The sequence below is a fragment of the Algibacter mikhailovii genome, from assembly GCF_014651495.1.
GTDB classification, from domain to species: domain Bacteria; phylum Bacteroidota; class Bacteroidia; order Flavobacteriales; family Flavobacteriaceae; genus Algibacter_E; species Algibacter_E mikhailovii.
In genome coordinates, this window is record NZ_BMWZ01000004.1 from 369,653 (window position 1) to 387,657 (window position 18,005).

Sequence of the window (18,005 nt, forward strand, 5' to 3'; positions counted from 1 at the left end):
GCTGTCAATATACAAAAATAATTGGCAAATCAAATGACAGCAATTTCTAGCTTACTTCAACGGAAGTTTGCGTTAATAAGAAGAAAAGTCCTTTTTAAGACACTAAATACTACTCACGCCTATACTTCTTTGTTTCTTCAAAAACGTGTTCTAATATAACTTTGTCCTCTTCTGAAAACTCAACCTTCCGCCTATCCATAACCACTTTAGCCACTTCAAATGCTTTTTTTGTAAGGTACGTTGTAAAGCCAGAACTACCGCCCCAACTAAAACTTGGAACAAAATTTCTTGGAAAACCACTTCCAAAAATATTTGCACTCACACCAATCACTGTACCTGTATTAAACATTGTATTAATTCCGCATTTGGAATGATCACCCATAATAAGTCCACAAAACTGCAATCCTGTTCTTGCAAAACCTTCAGTTTGGTAATCCCACAAACGCACTTCAGCATAGTTGTTTTTTAAGTTTGAATTATTGGTATCCGCGCCTAAATTACACCATTCACCAAGCACTGAATTCCCTAAAAACCCATCATGCCCCTTATTGGAGTACCCAAACAATACCGAATTACTCACCTCACCCCCTACTTTACTGTATGGTCCAACGGTGGTTGCGCCATAGATTTTTGCATTTAATTTCACAACGGCATGATCACATAACGCTAAAGGTCCTCTAATGGCAGCCCCTTCCATAACCTCAGCATGCTTACCAATATAAATTGGCCCTGTACTTGCATTAAGTGTAGCAAATTCTAGTTTGGCACCTTCTTCAATAAATATATTTTCTGGCGCTATCACATTAATACTGGCGGGAATAGGCTGAGAGACTTCGTCCTTAGTTAACAACTCAAAATCCTCTTGAATCGCTTCCTCATTTTTAGAAAAAATATCCCAAGTATTATGCACCTCAATTACCGGTTCATTACACTCAATAGCCTCGTAAGTTGCAAAATCAATATCCTCTTGACCTGCTATTGCGTAAAATGCAATAACATCCTCGTTCTTAAAAATGGCTTGATTTTCTTTTAAATCCTTAACCTTTTCTGCCAAACCAACATTTGGAAGATAAGAAGCATTAATCATGACATTTTCATCCAATTCAACCATGGGATATTTATCAGATAAATGTTCTTCTGTTACCGTAGTTGTTGTACTTCCTAAATAACGCTCCCATTTTTCCCTAATGGTCAAAATACCTATACGAATATCTGCAACAGGTCTAGTATAGGTAAAAGGCAATAAGTTATTTCGGGAAGGTCCGTCAAAAAGGATATAATTCATACTATGATAGAATCTGGTTCGTATTGTTTGGGTTGTAAAAATAAAAAAGCCTCTCTGTTCTAGAAAGGCTTTTTAAAAATTTATTTTGTGCTTGTTTATTTCTTAAACTTAGCATACTTAGTCTTAAACTTATCAATACGCCCAGCAGTATCTACCAACTTAGATTTACCTGTATAATATGGGTGTGATGTTCTAGAAATCTCCATTTTTACTAATGGGTACTCAACGCCATCAACTTCAAGAGTTTCGTTAGTATCTGCAGTAGATTTTGTTAAAAACACATCATCGTTAGACATATCTTTAAACGCTACTAATCTATAATTTTCTGGATGTATACCTTTTCTCATCGCTAAATGCTTTTTATTCTTTCCGATTTTGGAAGTGCAAATTTAAATAAATTTTACAAATGCACAATACTTTTTATTATTTTTTATTTTAAATACAAATGTAACGTTTTTATATCTTTGAATACTAATTAGTCAACAACCAAAACAATCAATATTATTATGGAAAATTCTTTGAAGTCTATTGCAATAAATTACGGACTATATTTAGGGGTATTACTCGCTTTAATCACAGTATTAGCCTACGCTATTAATATTGAACTTTTAACAAATATGTGGGTAGGTATCGTCATTTTAGTAGCCATTATAGTTTTTGGTATTATTTCTGTTGCCAAAGCAAAACAAGCTCAAAACGGATTTGCGTCATTTAAGCAAGCTTTCACGGCATATTTCATTACCATTCTCATTGGGCTGGTTATAAGCACATTTGTTTCTTTTTTATTATTTAATGTTGTTGACACCGAAGCGGCCGAAGTCCTAAAAGAAAAAACTATCGAAAAGACTGTTGAAATGATGGAAGGCTTTAATTCGCCTACAGACAAAATTGATGAGGCCGTAACTCAAATAGAGTCTCAAAATCAATATTCCCTTGGTAATATTGCCAAAGGCTTAGCAGGTTACCTTGTCTTTTTTAGTGTCATTGGACTTATAGTAGCTGCAGCTATGAAAAAAAGTGACCCCAGCGCAGAATAAATTCAGTATTTTTGAATTTTATTTTGAAACTATTCTAAATGAATATATCCGTAGTTATACCACTACTAAACGAACAAGAGTCACTAACGGAATTACATGATTGGATTGCTAAAGTTATGGCAGCCAATCATTTTTCTTATGAAATCATTTTTATCGATGATGGTAGTACAGATGCTTCGTGGGATACCATAAAACAGCTTTCTGAGCAATACGACCATGTAAAAGGCATTCGGTTTTTGCGAAATTTTGGAAAATCTCAAGCCCTTCATGCTGGGTTTGAAAAAGCCAAAGGCGATGTGATCATAACTATGGATGCAGATTTACAGGATAACCCTAATGAAATCCCTGAGCTATACCAGATGATTACAGCTGATAATTTTGACTTGGTCTCTGGCTGGAAAAAGAAACGCTATGATTCTGTCATTTCAAAAAACTTACCTTCAAAACTGTTTAATTGGGCAGCCAGAAAAACATCAGGTGTCAAACTTAATGATTTTAATTGCGGCTTAAAAGCTTATAAACATGAGGTAGTTAAAAACATCGATGTTCATGGTGAAATGCATCGCTATATCCCAGTACTTTCAAAAAACGCAGGGTTTTCAAACATTGGTGAAAAAGTAGTACAACATCAAGCCAGAAAATATGGCGAGACCAAATTTGGAATAGATCGATTTATTCATGGATTTCTTGACTTGATTACTATTTGGTTTTTATCGCGCTTTGGAAGGCGCCCCATGCATTTATTTGGGGCTTTAGGTTTTATTATGTTTGCCATAGGTTTTTCTTTTGCCCTCTACTTAGGCATTGATAAACTTTACTTTAACCCGTTTGGCAGACTTATTACGGAACGACCTCAATTTTACATTGCACTCTCAACAATGATTATAGGCTCTCAATTTTTTGTAGCCGGCTTTTTAGGCGAAATTATTTTACGTAACCGCCAAGACAAAAAACGCTATTTAATTAAGGATAAATTGAATATAAAATAATCTTAATAGAAAAAACATGAACGAAAAGCCTTGTATTTTGCTCATGTTTTTAAGTTTTTACCTTCTTAAAAAAGAACGAATTGTTTACATTTGTTTTAATTGATATTTTCCAATAATATGATACATATAGAACCTGAAATTTTAGAAAGAATAAACAGCTGGTTAGCGCCTGCATTTGATGAAGACACACAAACAACTATAAAAAACAGCATTGCCAACGATCCAAAAGGCATTCAGGAAAGTTTTTATAAAGACCTGGAATTTGGTACAGGCGGTATGCGCGGGGTAATGGGTGTTGGAACCAACCGTATTAACAAATATACCCTGGGAAAAAGCACTCAAGGTTTAAGTGATTATTTACACAAACAATTCCCAAATGAGACGCCTAAAGCGGTAATTGCATATGACTGTAGACACAATAGTAAAACTCTAGCAAAGGTTGTGGCTGACGTATTTTCGGCTAATGGCGTAGAAGTGTACCTCTTTGAAGATTTAAGACCTACTCCAGAATTATCATTTGCGGTTAAGCACCTAAATTGTCATTGTGGTATTGTATTAACAGCATCTCATAATCCACCGGAATACAACGGCTATAAGGTATACTGGAAAGATGGCGGGCAATTGGTTCCTCCTCATGATAGTGCGGTAATTAATTTGATTAATGATTTAAATTATGCCGATATTAAATTTGAAGCCAATGATAGTCTTATTCACTACATAGGTAAAGATGTAGACGACGTGTTTATTAATGCCTCTGCTGAAAACGGAAGTGTTGGTGCCACTCAAGCTGCTAAAGACGATTTAACTATTGTTTTCACTTCGCTTCATGGTACGTCAATTACTGCTGTTCCAGAAACACTTAAACGTGCTGGTTATAAAAATGTTCATATTGTAAAAGAACAAGAAGTTCCTGATGGCGGTTTCCCAACAGTAGCATCACCAAATCCTGAGGAGCCGGCAGCCTTAAAAATGGCTTTAGAATTAGCTGAAAAAGTAAATGCTGATATTGTCATTGGAACAGACCCTGATTGTGACCGATTAGGTGTAGCGGTGCGTAATTCAGAAGGTGATTTACAACTGCTTAACGGAAATCAAACCATGATAATGATGGTAGATTTTCTATTGAAAAAATGGAAATCAGAAGGTAAACTACAAAATAAAGAATTTATCGCTACCACCATCGTATCGACTCCTATGCTAACCAAACTAGCGGAGTCCTATAATGTTGAAAACAAAATTGTCTTAACTGGTTTTAAATGGATTGCCAAACTTATAGTCGATTTCCCAGAACTTGATTTTATTGGTGGAGGTGAAGAAAGTTTTGGCTTTATGGTAGGTGATTTTGTTCGTGATAAAGATGCTGTAACATCAACTTTATTGGCTTGTGAGATTGCTACAATAGCAAAATCGAATGGCAGCTCATTTTATGATGAACTCATAACACTTTATGCTGAACACGGTTGCTATAAAGAAAAACTGATATCACTGACTAAAAAAGGTATTGAAGGGGCACAAGAAATCAAACAAATGATGATTGATGCACGTGAAAACCCGCTTAAGGAAATCAATGGTTCTAAAGTCTTGAAATTTGAAGATTATGATTTATCCATCTCTAAGAACATGGTAACTGGAGAAGAATCTAAAATAGATATTCCAAAATCTAATGTCCTTATTTATTACACAGAAGATGGCAGTCAAGTCGCTTTAAGACCAAGTGGAACTGAGCCTAAAATAAAATTTTATGTAAGCGTAAATAGCGCTTTAGATGCGGTTAGCAACTTTAAACATATAGAAGCACAATTGGATGCTAAAGCTGAAGGTCTTTTAAAAGACATGAAGGTGCTTTAATGAGTCATTTCACTAACATACTTCAGTACGCAAAACCGTATAAAGGTTATGCCTTAGGTCATCTTATATCTAATGTGTTTTATGCGCTTTTTGGAGCCTTATCATTTGTGGCGTTAATTCCCATGCTTGATATCCTGTTCCAAAAAGACACGGTAGTTCCTACCGTAGCACCTGTATATGAAGGCATTGGTAGTCTCAAAGATTTTTATAAGGACTACTTGGCCTATCAAGTCCATATTTATGCCCAAGACGATCCTCAAAAAGCTTTAATTCTAGTCGTTGGTCTTATAATTGTATTATTCCTTTTAAAGAATATTTTTAGTTATTTGGCCTATTACTTTATGGTCTTTTTAAGAAATGGCGTGGTTAGAGATCTTAGAAATGCGGTTTATAAAAAAACTATAGAGCTGCCATTATCTTATTTCTCTGAGCAAAGAAAAGGGGATATTATGGCTCGAGTTACTACCGATGTGGCAACCCTGCAATATTCCATGCTTCCCGTTTTGGAGCTTATTGCTAGAGAACCTTTAACCATAATTTTTACCATTATTATGATGCTTTTAATAAGTGTCAAATTAACCCTTTTTGTATTTATTTTTATTCCACTTTCTGGATGGATTATATCCATTATAGGTAAAAGTTTAAAACGAAAGTCAGACCGTGTACAAAGTGAACAAGGCGTGATTCTGTCCACATTAGAAGAAACATTAACTGGCCTGCGAATTATTAAAGGTTTTAATGCTGAAGGTAAATTCAATAGAAGGTTTCAAGAATCAAGTGAGCGGTTTTTTCATTTTTCAAACAAGCTGTTAAACAGACAAAACCTAGCATCGCCTACCAGTGAATTTCTAGGAATCCTAGTAATATCCATTTTACTCTGGTATGGTGGGCAACTTGTTTTAGTAGATCAGTCCTTAGATGGTAGTTCATTTATTGCCTATATGGGCTTGGCCTATAATATCATGGTACCTGCTAAGGCGATTTCTAGAGGGTTTTACAACATCAAACAAGGTAACGCTGCTGCTGAACGTATTCAAGAAATAATTGGTGCCGAAAACCCGCTAAAAGACAAGGATAATGCCATTACGAAAACTTCTTTTGACGCTGAAATAGTTTTCAAAAACATCTATTTTAAGTATCAGGATGATTATGTATTAAAAGATTTCTCTCTGACTATTCCAAAAGGCAAAAAGGTCGCTTTGGTAGGACAGAGCGGAAGCGGCAAATCTACTATTGCCAATCTTATTACGCGCTTTTATGATGTAAATAAAGGTGAGATACTCATTGACGGTATTAATATAAAAGATTTAACAACGGCGTCATTACGAAATCAATTAGGCATTGTAACCCAAGATGCTATTCTATTTAATGAGAGCATTAAAAACAACTTAAAGCTGGGTAATGACCATGCTACAGATGAGGAGGTAATTAGCGCTTTAAAAGTGGCCAACGCCTGGGAATTTGTTAAAGATTTACCCCAAGGGATAAACACCAATATTGGCGATGCGGGAGGTAAACTCTCTGGCGGACAAAAACAACGTTTGAGTATTGCCCGAGCCGTACTAAAAAATCCGCCCATTATGGTTTTGGATGAAGCAACATCAGCATTAGATACAGAAAGTGAGCGCTTGGTTCAAAAAGCATTGGAGAATATGATGAAAAACAGAACATCTATTGTCATAGCACATAGGCTCTCTACCATTCAAAATGCTGATCAAATTATTGTTTTAAATAAAGGTGAGATTGCAGAACAAGGCAGACACGATGAACTTATGAAGAAACAAGGCGTTTATCAAAAATTGGTAGACATGCAAAGTTTTGATTAAAACTCAAATGTTATAAAAATAAAAAAGGATAGAGACTTATGAGTTCTATCCTTTTTTTGTTCATGTTAGACTTGGGGACGACTAACAACATAAATAGGTTTCTGATACAAACATACTTCATAAATACATAGTGCACAAGAAAAAATGCATTTAATCGTATTTAAATTACACTTTATCGATAAAATTATTTTTTATATGCTGTTTTACAATCACTTATGTTTTTGATAAAAATTCAAGAAAATCCCTTTTAAACTTTATGTATATTTATAAGTCTAATAAGAAAACAATTGTTGGTGACAGACGAAAAGGAGTTATTAGAACAATTAAATTCTGAGCAATATAAAGAGCAAGCCTTTAGAGTCTTATTAAAGCTATATAAGGAGCGTTTGTATTGGCATATTCGAAATATTGTCAAATCACATGACGACACAGATGACGTGCTTCAAAATACCTTTATAAAAATTTACAATAATATTGGAAAATTCAAAGGTGATAGTCAATTGTTCTCATGGATTTACAGAATTGCTACCAACGAATCGCTTACATTTATTAATAAAAGAGCGAAACGTTTGCAAGTGACAAGTGAAGAGCTTCAGAACACGGTAATTAATAATTTAACCTCTGATGTTTATTTTGAAGGTGAGGCCATTCAAATTAAATTGCAAAAAGCCATAGCTACCTTGCCCGAAAAACAACAATTGGTTTTTAATATGAAATATTTTGAAGACATTAAATACAAAGACATGTCTGAAATTTTAGAAACCAGTGAAGGCGCGTTAAAAGCGTCATACCACATTGCTGTAAAAAAGATAGAAGCCTATTTGACTAACAATTAAACCTTTGTGTTTATATTCAGTCAAAGAAGTATGTATAATGAAAGACATGAAAAATAAAAATTTAAATAAAATAAGCGCTACTGGTTTTAAAACACCAGATCATTATTTTGAATCTCTGGATCAAGCTATTCTGAGCAAACTGCACAGTGATACGCCACTCAATGCTATTAAGCGGCCTGGCTTTAAAGTTCCAGATCATTATTTTAATACTTTTGAAGACCATATAACCCAAAATATATCAAAGCAGAATAAAACAAAAGTTATACAGCTAAATACAAAACGTACCCTGCTGTATGTATCCAGTATAGCTGCAGCCATATTACTTTTAATAACGCTTTTTGTCATTGATGACGCCCCGTCTTTTGACAATTTAGAAACAGAAACCGTTGAAAATTATCTATTGGATGAAAATATTAGTTCTTATGAAATTGCGGCGTTATTAAATGATGAAGAATTGGATGACCTCATTTTTTCAGAGCATAATTTAGACAAAGATAACATTGAAGAATACCTATTAAATAATGCTGACATTGAAGCGTTAATGATAGAATAAAATAGATTAACAATGAAAAGATTACTTCTAATACTAGTCCTGTTATTCGCCATAAACATTTCGGCACAGCATAAAAACAGAGAACGTATAAAAGCCCTTAAGATTTCTTTTATTACTGAAAAATTGGATTTATCAGAAAAGGAGGCTCAAGAGTTTTGGCCTGTTTACAATGCCTTTGAGAAACAAACCTCTCAAATTAGACATCGAGAGATTAAAGAGATCAAGGCCGAAATCAAAGCTAATTTAGACGGGATGACCGATGAAAAAGCCATGGAGCTTATAACAAAACTTAATGATACAGAAACACGTTTGCACAACCTACGCCTAGATTTCACTTCGCAGCTCTCGGAAATTATTCCGGCTAAGAAAATAATTCTTCTCAAGGTTAGTGAAGACGATTTTAAGCGAAAAATGTTCGAGGAGTACAAAAAGAAAAGGAAACAGGATTAAAACTTGATTATAGACCTTCTGAAGAATTAAACGAACACGATAAGAAAGCTAGTCCCCTATGCTATTCCTTGAAGCTTAACTTTGCAATTCGTCCTGCGCCAGCAGCATAAGCCACAGAATCATTTAAAAACCTGATGGTATAAAAACCTTCATCACTTAAATGCTTCCAGGAATTCCCGCCATCTTTACTGTAGTCTATACCCTTAAACCCAACAGCTACTAAGCCCTTCCCTTTCGAATTGGGTATGTATTGCACACAACTACGGTATCCAGGATTTTGATTTTGAGCTACCAATTCCCAAGTTTTTCCACCATCACTAGTTCTTATTTTATTATAACTATTGTCCTCCGGTTTTGTAAAATCACCACCAATAGCAAACCCCTGTAAGGCATCATAAAAATCAATAGAAAATATGCCTTCCGTCTCTTTTTCCATTTTTATTGGCGTTTGGCAAACCTCCCAAGTACGGCCTTTATCAGGTGAGTAATACACCCTGCCAGCCGTTGTAGCCACCCAAGTATCATGACCAATAATTTTGATATTCGTATCACTTGCTGCAAAAGCCCCTTCGTTTTCTAAACCCTTTGGCAAGTCGCTGCAAGGACATTTTTCCCAAGTATCCCCGCCGTCTCGAGTGATAATAACACTTAAACAACCATCTATGGAATCGCCAATTGCAATGCCTTCTTGGTCATTCCAAAAATCCATGGCGTCATAAAAAACCTTAGGGTGATTTTCGCTATACACCACCCTATGCTTTGCTTTATCGGCATCAAGCTTATACAGTAAGGCTGGAGACCCTACAGTAATGCCAAATCCAGCCTTACTCGTTACCGCAAGTGCTCTAAAATTCAATTTTAGTGTATCAGTAGATAAATTAATTTGATGATTATAAAACGCCTTTGCCTTTAATGAATCAACATGATTAAAAACAGCCTTCGGATAAATAATGCCATAATCTCCTTTGGAGCTTAAATAAACAGGGGCAGTAAACTCAGATTTAATAATTTCCAATGCACGTACATTTAAGGTAGAATCTTTAACTAAAGTTTCAATTTCTACTTTTTTAAAATCTTTCTGATTGGGCCTACTAACTGCACTTGTAGCACAGAAGAAAAGGGCGATAAGTACAAGAATAAAATGCTTCATAGCGTTATATTTCCCATAAAAATAGAAAAGCTTGGAGAATATACACGCCCCTTTTCATTTTAATTTAACACCTAAATTTCTTCTTTGAGAATTTTAATATGTCGCTGTAGTCGGAGTACATCTATTTCTATGGTGCCATTATAAACACCTCTTATGTATCCCGCTTTATCCACTAGCACAAAATTTTCGGTATGTATAAAATTACTAGCGTCTTGTGTTTTTGTAAAATCTTCATCCGCGAAGTAACCTGTTCTTGCAATACTATATAAGGCGTCTTTATCGCCGGTCACTAAATGCCATTTCGCATCTAATACCTTGTTTTTTTCAGCATAGGCTTTTAGCAAGGGCACCGAATCCCGCCATGGCATGACCGTATGAGACAATAACATGATGTCAGGATCGTTTTTATAAGCCTCTTGAATTTTACCCATATTTTTAGTGAGCTTGGGACAGATTCCTGGGCAGCTTGTAAAAAAGAAATCAGCGATGTATATTTTACCTTTGTAGGTGTCATTGGTCACCTGCAAACCGTTCTGATTCGTAAATGAAAAGGGCGGTATTTTATGTTTTGGCACCTCCCATTCTGGTGTAAATGCAGCGGAATTAAAATAGGGCAACTTGGTAACAGCCTGCACCTGCTTTTCTTTCTTACATGCGAACAAAATCATGGCCATTAAAACACCAAGACATACCCTTCTAAAATTCATTTTATTCAATCTAATTGCGATTCTGAAAGCAGTTATTTAACCTCATCACTATTTACTGTCACGGTGTAACACTTTTTCAGACCTATTAACCCAAACCGTTCGCCATGCACCACCTCATAATTGGCTTTAATACTTCCATCGGGTTTCCAAAGTCTTTGAGCACCATCTTCTTTTCCATTGACATAATTAAAGGCGCGTAACGGCTGTCCTGATTCATACCATTCCTTCATTTCTCCATGGTATTCCCCCCGGTCATTAAAATGATATTCAAATTTCAGAATACCATGGTCCCACCAGGCTTTATGAATACCCCGTTTAACCCCTTGCGCATAATAACGCTCTATGAGCTTATTGCCATTTTCAGACCATTGTATTTCGGAACCATCTTTTTTGCCATCCCTATAGTTTACTTGACGTTTTACAGCGCCTGAAGCATAAGATGACCTAAGCACCCCGTTAAAGGGCGAAGTGTTGTAGAATAACACGCCATTCTCTAGTCTCAAATTTTCATAGGTATCATTAACCACGACGGTATTCGTACTTGTGTTACAACCAAATAATAAGCCCATTAAGACCACAATATGTAAAACTTTAAATCTCAATTACCTGGTTATATTTCCTGGGGTTCCAAAGAAGCCATTGCCATTTAAATACGGATCTTCATTAGTAATATGATAATGGTAAATGCCATTTGGAAAATCAGCAGTCACACCAGTATGACCATGATAGGCGTCTAAGTCGTCATTGGTAATTGTTTTTCCATTTTCTTGAGGGCCATAAACAGGAAACCCATCAGACAATAAACCTAAAAAGGCATCCTCTCCAAATTCTTGTGTTAAAAACGTGGGTTCAATATGATAATGATAATTACTTTGTCCTGCAGGGTGCCCTAAGTACTGATCAAAAGAATTAATTTCATTGGTTAACGGCGAACCACCCGCAGCATATTGATTAAAGAACACCACGCCATTTCTAGAAATACCAATGGGCCCCATGGGAGTCACCTCCTTATTTGAAGCTTCTTCAGGGTTTAAGGTTATGGTTAACACAATATTTTGAGCCTCAATGCGATTCGGGTTTAAACGGAATTCACTATTGGTCCCATTATAAGCTTCATAAAGCGGATTGTTAGTGGGCCAATATGGACTTGTGTGATTTGGTAAATCTTGAGTAGTAAAGGTTACGGTATTTCCGTTTATCGCATAAGATAGTCCTGTACCTTCAAATTTCTCTAGCACAGCACTAATATCGTAAGCTGTGTTTCCCCCTTGGTCAACCTCTTCTTCCTCTTGCTCTTGAACCATCGGTGCATCATCACCATTTGAGCAGGCGGTCACCACAAAGAATACTAAAGTTATTAAAATTAATATGCGTTTATAAATTATCATGATTATTGTAAATTATATTATTATTGTCTTAGTCTAACCAACTCAGCTTCCAAAGCTGTCATCGCATTTAATGCTTCGTTGGATAATGGAAGCCTATTTGCACTTAATAAATTAATACTTTCTAATGGGTCATCAATCAAGTGATATAATCCCTCTTCTCCAGTATTAAATCTTATAAGCTTATAGGTAGCATCTCTAATCGTGTAATCCAAACTATTTACATCGGTTCCAATTTCGGAATACGCAAAATTTCGGACTTCTTGCCCTGGCGTGCTTAACATGGACTCAAAATTTTTACTGTCATTGATTTCATCAATTTCATTACCTGCTATACTAGCAATGGTAGCAAAAAGATCTGTTGTATTTAACAAGGCATCTTCCTGTTCGCCAATACGGGTAATATTTTTCCCTGAGATAACCATAGGTACATTAACACCGCCTTGATAAAGGCTGTTTTTTGCACGACGACTATTATACGTTTGCACCACCTGATTTGGCGTACCGTTATCGCCCATAAAAATAATAACGGTATTATCGCGTTCTTCCTCACTCATAGAAGCTATTAACCTTCCCATTTCTGAGTCCATAGCTTCTAACATAGCCAGATAATAGGGTAATGGATTAGCGGCTATATCCGCATCTCCTGAAGGTAACGCGCCTTGAGAATGCAATTCATTGGGAGGTAAATGAAACGGGGTGTGTGGTGCATTATAGGCCAACCACAAAAACCAAGGTTGCTCTTGGGCATCAATCCAATCAATGGCTAAATCTGTAAACTTAGACGTGCTGTACGTTGTGGTATTGGTAGATTGACCATTTTCAACTAAATCCCAGTTCCAATAAGACCGTAGCGTACCACTAAGAAAACCCGCGTAGTCTCCAACAATTGAATTTGTAGGATGATCTAGATCTCTTGATAAATGCCATTTTCCAATTACGGCATGCGCATAACCCGAATTATTTTCGTCCAGATATTCTTGGATTGACGTTTCTGATATTGGCATTTCTTGAGACACGGTGGTAACACCTGTTCTAAAACCATATTTCCCAGTAAGCATGCTACCGCGAGTTGGCGTACATAGTGGGTAAGACCACAAGTTATTAAAGCGCAAGCCATTATTTAGTAAGGCCTGTAGATTAGGCATATTTGGCTTCAACGCACCGATGTCATACCCTGGTGTTGCATCCAGTCCCATATCATCCGCTATAACTAATAAAATGTTAGGTTTGGTATTATTAGTTTCTTCTGGTGTTTCTTCAGGTGTTCCCTCTGTTTTTTCAAGTTCAACCAAGACATCTTCTGCATTACTGCAAGCATAACTGAGGGTTAAAACTAAACATAGTAGTAAATAAATTGATTTCATTGGGGTAGTCATTTTTACATAAATTTTAGCATGAAACGAGATCTAAAGATTTTTTTTGGGATTGGTTTTTCAGAAAACCTATTCGAATTGATTTTCTATAAAAACGAATTCCTGCTTACCGGAATGTTTCATCTTTGTATGACCACTAAAATTATATATGATATATAAATTCAATAGTAATAGGGTTATAGAGGCTACCAATAAAGAAAGCATAAGTTTTCTTCGGTTAAGTTTCATTATTTCAAGTTTGTTTCCTTTTTAGATGCCTCTTTAAATAAAAACTTGCGCCTAAAGTAAAAAAAAATTAAAATAGAGGGATTTTACCTTTTCGGCCTCCCACTTTTTTTCAATTCTTCAGCTGTAATATAGCCGTCTTTATTGGCATCTACCTTTGAGAAATTGGCACTCAAGGGTCCTTTTACTTCAGCTTTAGACAATTTACCATCGTTATTTTCATCCAGTCTTTCCATTAATTGCCCTGCATTAGGACGTCCCCCTTGACCTCTTAAACCAATTTGATCTTGACTGACCTCCCCCATTAAACATCTGCCCACATAAGGAAACGTATGGGTTACCATATACATATAGTTTCCTTGAATGGTGATGCCATTACATGCATCTAAATCCCCTGAGCCTTCCACATATTCAAAATCAGAAGTGTAGGTACCGTTGTGATGCCCGTCAACTGAAATATCTAAAGTGTTTTTAGGATTGGTATAGGTGCAATCTTCACCTTCTCGATCACCACCAACCAATTGATAACTGGACTTGTAAGCGTTACCCTTTGAATAATACATTGGAAAACCATCATGGGCAAAACCAATATGTACTAAATCGTTACCTGTATCAAATGCTTCAATAACCGAAGTAGGTGCACCGTGGTAATGATAAGCGCCAGTAGGCTGTACATGGGCATTATTAAAATCGAGCCCTAAATTAATGACATCTTGAAACGCCTCTACCCTATAGTTTTCTCCCGTATCACAAATAACCACTTCGGCAGTGCCTGGTTCAAACTTCACACCGTTTAAAGACACTCCGGGTTCTCTCACCCATTGTGGGGTTCCTACATATTTTGGATGTAATGGAAACGTATATTTTTTGTTTTGAGCAGCAATGGTATTCGGGTTTCCCTTTCTAGGAAAGGCACCTGTTTTATGATTAGGCAAGGCATTAGTCTCCATAACACGTTGCTCGCCCAAAATATTAACCTTTGTTTTAGTGCCAAAAGCTGCATCTTCTAAAATATAATCCCCAAAATAATCGGTATTACTTTCACTTTTATTAGTGGTATGGGCATGTGGTTTTGCGCCATCATGACTGTGAAGACTTGTCTTTTTTTGACTCGTACAGCCTGCAGCAAGCACCATAGCCATAAGCAGTATCCATTGGTATCGATTTTTCATCTTTTAATTATATGTTACATGAAACTTAGTCTCTGCCTCTTCGTTGTGGTTTGTCCGCTTTAGCATAAAACACTTTCAATTCGTCTAAATCAAGTGCATGGTCATTGTTTGTGTCAATCTCGTTAAAATGCTTGGATAATTCACTTTTACCTTTAGCCGCTACCTCAAGTTCATTTAATTTCTTATCCCCATCATCATCTACCTCCTTTAAGATTTTTTTAGCCGAAACCTTCTTCGGCTTTTTATTATTTAATGAGGCTTCCAGTTCGTCTAAATCAATGAATGCATCACCATTGGTATCAATCGTCTCAAAATGTTCCTTAATGTGGCCTCTTTCATCTTGTGAAGCTTCATCTTCATCAATTTGACCATCGCTATTGGTATCCAACCGCTCCATTATTTGCGACGCATCAGGTTTACCACCACCGCTTTGATCTTGGGGACCTTGTCCGCCACCTCTTCTTCCGCCTTGGCCTCCTCCAGGAGGTCCTTGCGCAAATAGGCCAAAACAAAGTAGCATGGAAAATAGGATTGTGCCTGTTTTAAAATTATAATATTTCATATTGATTTTTACTTTTATAAAATGAAATCGGTTATGGTAAAAACCGCGTACGTGACGATTCCTTTAAAAAGACTTCGCAATCGCTCACGAAGCCTTTAACCAAAATAACCAACCAAACTAAAATTTATGTAATTCTAATTATTCAAATAACTATGAACTGCCGACGACCGCTCTGAAACATGATTTTTTAATTGATTTACTGCGGTTTGAAAATCAGCACTAGAATTTAAAAACGTATATCCTGGCACTTCCGTAGTGGCATAAGGTCCAATCAAGTCAGCGTAAGTATTGTACAGCGCCTGTATGGTATTTTCATTAAAAGGACCATCGACAACCTCTTGTAAATACGCATCATATTTAGCCTTATATACCGCATCCTGATACATATAGCCAATGATTGGCCATTGTGACGCATTCAAATCTGAAAAATCTAAGGCTAAAGCACCTCCTCTTTTACCATCTTGTAAGGCCTCATTATTATCCCAAGGAATCCAAGTTAATTTATGAGTATCCGGATTATTATATAAGTAATAGTTATGCGTCATAAGACCGTAAGTATCCCAATTTTGAATCACCGTATTCACAGCTAGGTATTTTAAAAACACATCGGTATCAAAAACAGTTTCTAGATTGGCTCTCCAAGTTTCAGGATCGGTGGTTCTTATGTCATCATTAATGGCTGCCAATAAACTAGCAACATCCGTAAAATCAGCTTCATCCTCATTGGTTTTCTTCACATACTCATCTTCATCATAAGTCCCTGCTGCAAAGCTAGCTGCATCACCGTCTGGTTTGTATAAATTCCCATCGTCATCCGAAAATTGGGTGTCTAATACACTACCATCCACTTCTTCTACTAAAGTATACAAGCCAAAAAACTCAGGCCCATCACCATGATCAACATATAAGGTATAAAATCCTGTATGCGATCCGGCTAAACCAGCATTTCTAAACACATCACCAGCTACCTTTTCGCGAAGCATGGATTGATCGTCATAATTGTTTTTAAGACTAAACTTTTTAAATCCATAAAACCGTTGATTATCAATTTGCGGATAATCATCCTCAAACTCATCAAAATCCAACTTAAACGAAAGTTTTAAAATGCCATTTCTCCAACTCGATTGTAAGCTCGAGTTGCCTTTAAAACGCACCCCTACGCGGTACCATTCTTTGCCATTATAAAAGATTTCGGCAGGCACAAAAATAGGATCTTCTTCTACGTCTAGCAATCCGCCGCCAGAATTAGAGGCACCGAAAACCCCGTAATTAGCAGTCATATCATCCAACATACTTTGCCATCGGGCTTCGGTTATAACGATATCAAATCTTTTTACAACAGTGTCATCAAAAACTTCGTCAAAATTTGGATCTACATCCTTGGTATGCGTTTCGGTAGTCCAATCGGTGGCCACAAAATTAGTATCATCTTCCACTTCGGCTTCACCGTCTACTTCCCCTTCTTCTCCTACTAGAACATCTTCTGCAACAGTATCATCACTACAGGCCACAAAGCCCATGATAAAACAAGTATACAGTGAGATTTTCAGTAGCGTTTTTGTAGATTTTAGCATTTTCATATATATAGGTTTGTTGTTAATGTATAGTGCTTCTAGTCATTATTAGACTTCCCTTTCCCTTTTGGCCTTGGTGCTTTTTTTAATTCTTCTTCAGTTATAAAACCATCTTCATTGGCATCCACCTCAGCAAAATGATCTTTTAAAGGCCCTTTTACTTCTTTCTGTGATAATTTCCCATCTTCGTTAGCATCCATTTTTTCTAGAAGCTGCTCAAAAGTTGGTGGTTTTTTTCTATCCTTATTATTTTCTGATTGTGCAAAGGCGCTATTCGAGATAAATAAGATCATTCCTAAAACTAAACCGGCTGTTCTTAATACATTTTTCATTCTTTTGTTTTTATTGTTATGTGCTTTTAGATGCGTGTATTTTTCTAAACTTGTGGTGGGCATTGTTAAAAAATTCACAAAAAAAAGACCCTCAATATATTGAAGGTCTTTTTTAAACTGCCAGAAAATTATTCCCGCGCTGCTGGAGGCGGTCTATTCGCATTTGGCCCATTAGGGCGCGGTGGCCTATTATCTTCAAAACCTTTAGATCGCGGTCCGCGTTCACCTTCTGGTCTAGCTCCTCTAGGACCTTGATCTCGGCCACCAACCCTAAGGCCATCCTCAATTATTTTGGCAAATTTCTCTTTTTGCTTCGCATTGCATAACGCCTGTACCTTCTTAAAATGCCTAAAAACTTCCAGGTCTTTAGCGGCTTCTTTTTCTCCAATCAAATGGACTATAGAATCCACGTTTACCTGATGCGATGGATCATCAGATAAGCCCTTGAACAAGGCATCTTTTAATTCTTTAATATCGTCTAGTAATCCGCGCATTTTTCGATGATGCTCCCGTCCTAATGTTCTAAAGGCGGCTTGCTGAGTGGCATCTAACCCGAGCTCCTTCACCAAAAAATCCCCAGGTCTAATTTGATCTTTAGGACCACCTTGGTCTCCTGCACCTAAATAATTATAGAGAAAGAAGGCATTCACTATAATTAAAAAGAAAAGTAAAAGGTATAAGGGTAATTTATTTTTCAT

At 36.5% G+C, this 18,005-nt stretch carries 19 protein-coding genes; 7 read left to right on the forward strand and 12 right to left on the reverse strand.

What is annotated here, in order from left to right; genetic code table 11:
- Positions 1 to 109: 109 nt before the first annotated feature.
- Positions 110 to 1,285: a GlmU family protein gene (locus IE051_RS10395; protein WP_189360710.1), complete on the reverse strand. Its 1,176-nt coding sequence runs from the start codon at positions 1,283 to 1,285 to the stop codon at positions 110 to 112.
- Positions 1,286 to 1,380: 95 nt separating this feature from the next.
- The gene (locus tag IE051_RS10400; RefSeq protein WP_135876988.1) at positions 1,381 to 1,632 is read right to left on the reverse strand and encodes a type B 50S ribosomal protein L31; all 252 of its coding nucleotides are present in this window, start codon (positions 1,630 to 1,632) and stop codon (positions 1,381 to 1,383) included.
- A 159-nt stretch (positions 1,633 to 1,791) separates the two neighbouring features.
- Between IE051_RS10400 and IE051_RS10405 the strand changes: the two genes are divergently transcribed.
- The 7 genes from IE051_RS10405 (at position 1,792) to IE051_RS10435 (ending at position 8,824) form a co-directional block, all read left to right on the forward strand.
- The gene (locus IE051_RS10405) at positions 1,792 to 2,322 is read left to right on the forward strand and encodes a DUF4199 domain-containing protein (RefSeq protein ID WP_189360711.1); all 531 of its coding nucleotides are present in this window, start codon (positions 1,792 to 1,794) and stop codon (positions 2,320 to 2,322) included.
- Between the two features lie 38 nt (positions 2,323 to 2,360).
- Positions 2,361 to 3,311 (forward strand): glycosyltransferase family 2 protein, encoded by a 951-nt coding sequence (locus IE051_RS10410; RefSeq protein ID WP_189360712.1) that lies wholly within the window; start codon positions 2,361 to 2,363, stop codon positions 3,309 to 3,311.
- A 117-nt stretch (positions 3,312 to 3,428) separates the two neighbouring features.
- Positions 3,429 to 5,159: a phospho-sugar mutase gene (locus IE051_RS10415; protein ID WP_189360713.1), complete on the forward strand. Its 1,731-nt coding sequence runs from the start codon at positions 3,429 to 3,431 to the stop codon at positions 5,157 to 5,159.
- Positions 5,159 to 6,985 carry an ABC transporter ATP-binding protein gene (locus tag IE051_RS10420; protein ID WP_189360714.1) on the forward strand — a complete coding sequence of 609 codons (1,827 nt, stop codon included), beginning with the start codon at positions 5,159 to 5,161 and terminating at the stop codon, positions 6,983 to 6,985. Before IE051_RS10415 ends, IE051_RS10420 begins: the two co-directional genes overlap by 1 nt.
- A gap of 293 nt (positions 6,986 to 7,278) precedes the next feature.
- Positions 7,279 to 7,821: an RNA polymerase sigma factor gene (locus IE051_RS10425; protein ID WP_189360715.1), complete on the forward strand. Its 543-nt coding sequence runs from the start codon at positions 7,279 to 7,281 to the stop codon at positions 7,819 to 7,821.
- Positions 7,822 to 7,867: 46 nt separating this feature from the next.
- Positions 7,868 to 8,374 (forward strand): hypothetical protein, encoded by a 507-nt coding sequence (locus IE051_RS10430; RefSeq protein WP_189360716.1) that lies wholly within the window; start codon positions 7,868 to 7,870, stop codon positions 8,372 to 8,374.
- Between the two features lie 12 nt (positions 8,375 to 8,386).
- The gene (locus IE051_RS10435; protein WP_189360717.1) at positions 8,387 to 8,824 is read left to right on the forward strand and encodes a sensor of ECF-type sigma factor; all 438 of its coding nucleotides are present in this window, start codon (positions 8,387 to 8,389) and stop codon (positions 8,822 to 8,824) included.
- A 61-nt stretch (positions 8,825 to 8,885) separates the two neighbouring features.
- Here the strand turns inward: IE051_RS10435 and IE051_RS10440 are convergent, their stop codons facing one another.
- The 10 genes from IE051_RS10440 to IE051_RS10485 all read right to left on the reverse strand — a co-directional run bounded on the left by IE051_RS10440 (position 8,886) and on the right by IE051_RS10485 (position 18,005).
- Positions 8,886 to 9,974: a WD40/YVTN/BNR-like repeat-containing protein gene (locus IE051_RS10440; protein ID WP_189360718.1), complete on the reverse strand. Its 1,089-nt coding sequence runs from the start codon at positions 9,972 to 9,974 to the stop codon at positions 8,886 to 8,888.
- 71 nt (positions 9,975 to 10,045) lie between these two features.
- Positions 10,046 to 10,681: an SCO family protein gene (locus tag IE051_RS10445; RefSeq protein ID WP_189360719.1), complete on the reverse strand. Its 636-nt coding sequence runs from the start codon at positions 10,679 to 10,681 to the stop codon at positions 10,046 to 10,048.
- A 32-nt stretch (positions 10,682 to 10,713) separates the two neighbouring features.
- Positions 10,714 to 11,283, reverse strand: a complete 570-nt coding sequence (locus tag IE051_RS10450) for a toxin-antitoxin system YwqK family antitoxin (RefSeq protein WP_229796781.1) — start codon at positions 11,281 to 11,283, stop codon at positions 10,714 to 10,716.
- Positions 11,284 to 12,069 carry a YHYH protein gene (locus tag IE051_RS10455; RefSeq protein WP_189360720.1) on the reverse strand — a complete coding sequence of 262 codons (786 nt, stop codon included), beginning with the start codon at positions 12,067 to 12,069 and terminating at the stop codon, positions 11,284 to 11,286.
- 20 nt (positions 12,070 to 12,089) lie between these two features.
- Positions 12,090 to 13,433 carry a sulfatase-like hydrolase/transferase gene (locus IE051_RS10460; protein ID WP_189360721.1) on the reverse strand — a complete coding sequence of 448 codons (1,344 nt, stop codon included), beginning with the start codon at positions 13,431 to 13,433 and terminating at the stop codon, positions 12,090 to 12,092.
- Between the two features lie 320 nt (positions 13,434 to 13,753).
- Positions 13,754 to 14,839, reverse strand: coding sequence for a YHYH protein (locus IE051_RS10465; RefSeq protein WP_189360722.1), 1,086 nt, complete (start codon positions 14,837 to 14,839; stop codon positions 13,754 to 13,756).
- A gap of 25 nt (positions 14,840 to 14,864) precedes the next feature.
- Positions 14,865 to 15,401, reverse strand: coding sequence for an EF-hand domain-containing protein (locus tag IE051_RS10470; RefSeq protein ID WP_189360723.1), 537 nt, complete (start codon positions 15,399 to 15,401; stop codon positions 14,865 to 14,867).
- A gap of 134 nt (positions 15,402 to 15,535) precedes the next feature.
- Positions 15,536 to 16,981, reverse strand: coding sequence for a CotH kinase family protein (locus IE051_RS10475; RefSeq protein ID WP_189360724.1), 1,446 nt, complete (start codon positions 16,979 to 16,981; stop codon positions 15,536 to 15,538).
- A gap of 32 nt (positions 16,982 to 17,013) precedes the next feature.
- On the reverse strand, positions 17,014 to 17,307 hold the full coding sequence (locus IE051_RS10480) for an EF-hand domain-containing protein (protein ID WP_189360725.1): 294 nt from the start codon (positions 17,305 to 17,307) through the stop codon (positions 17,014 to 17,016).
- Positions 17,308 to 17,435: 128 nt separating this feature from the next.
- Positions 17,436 to 18,005, reverse strand: a complete 570-nt coding sequence (locus tag IE051_RS10485; RefSeq protein ID WP_189360726.1) for a Spy/CpxP family protein refolding chaperone — start codon at positions 18,003 to 18,005, stop codon at positions 17,436 to 17,438.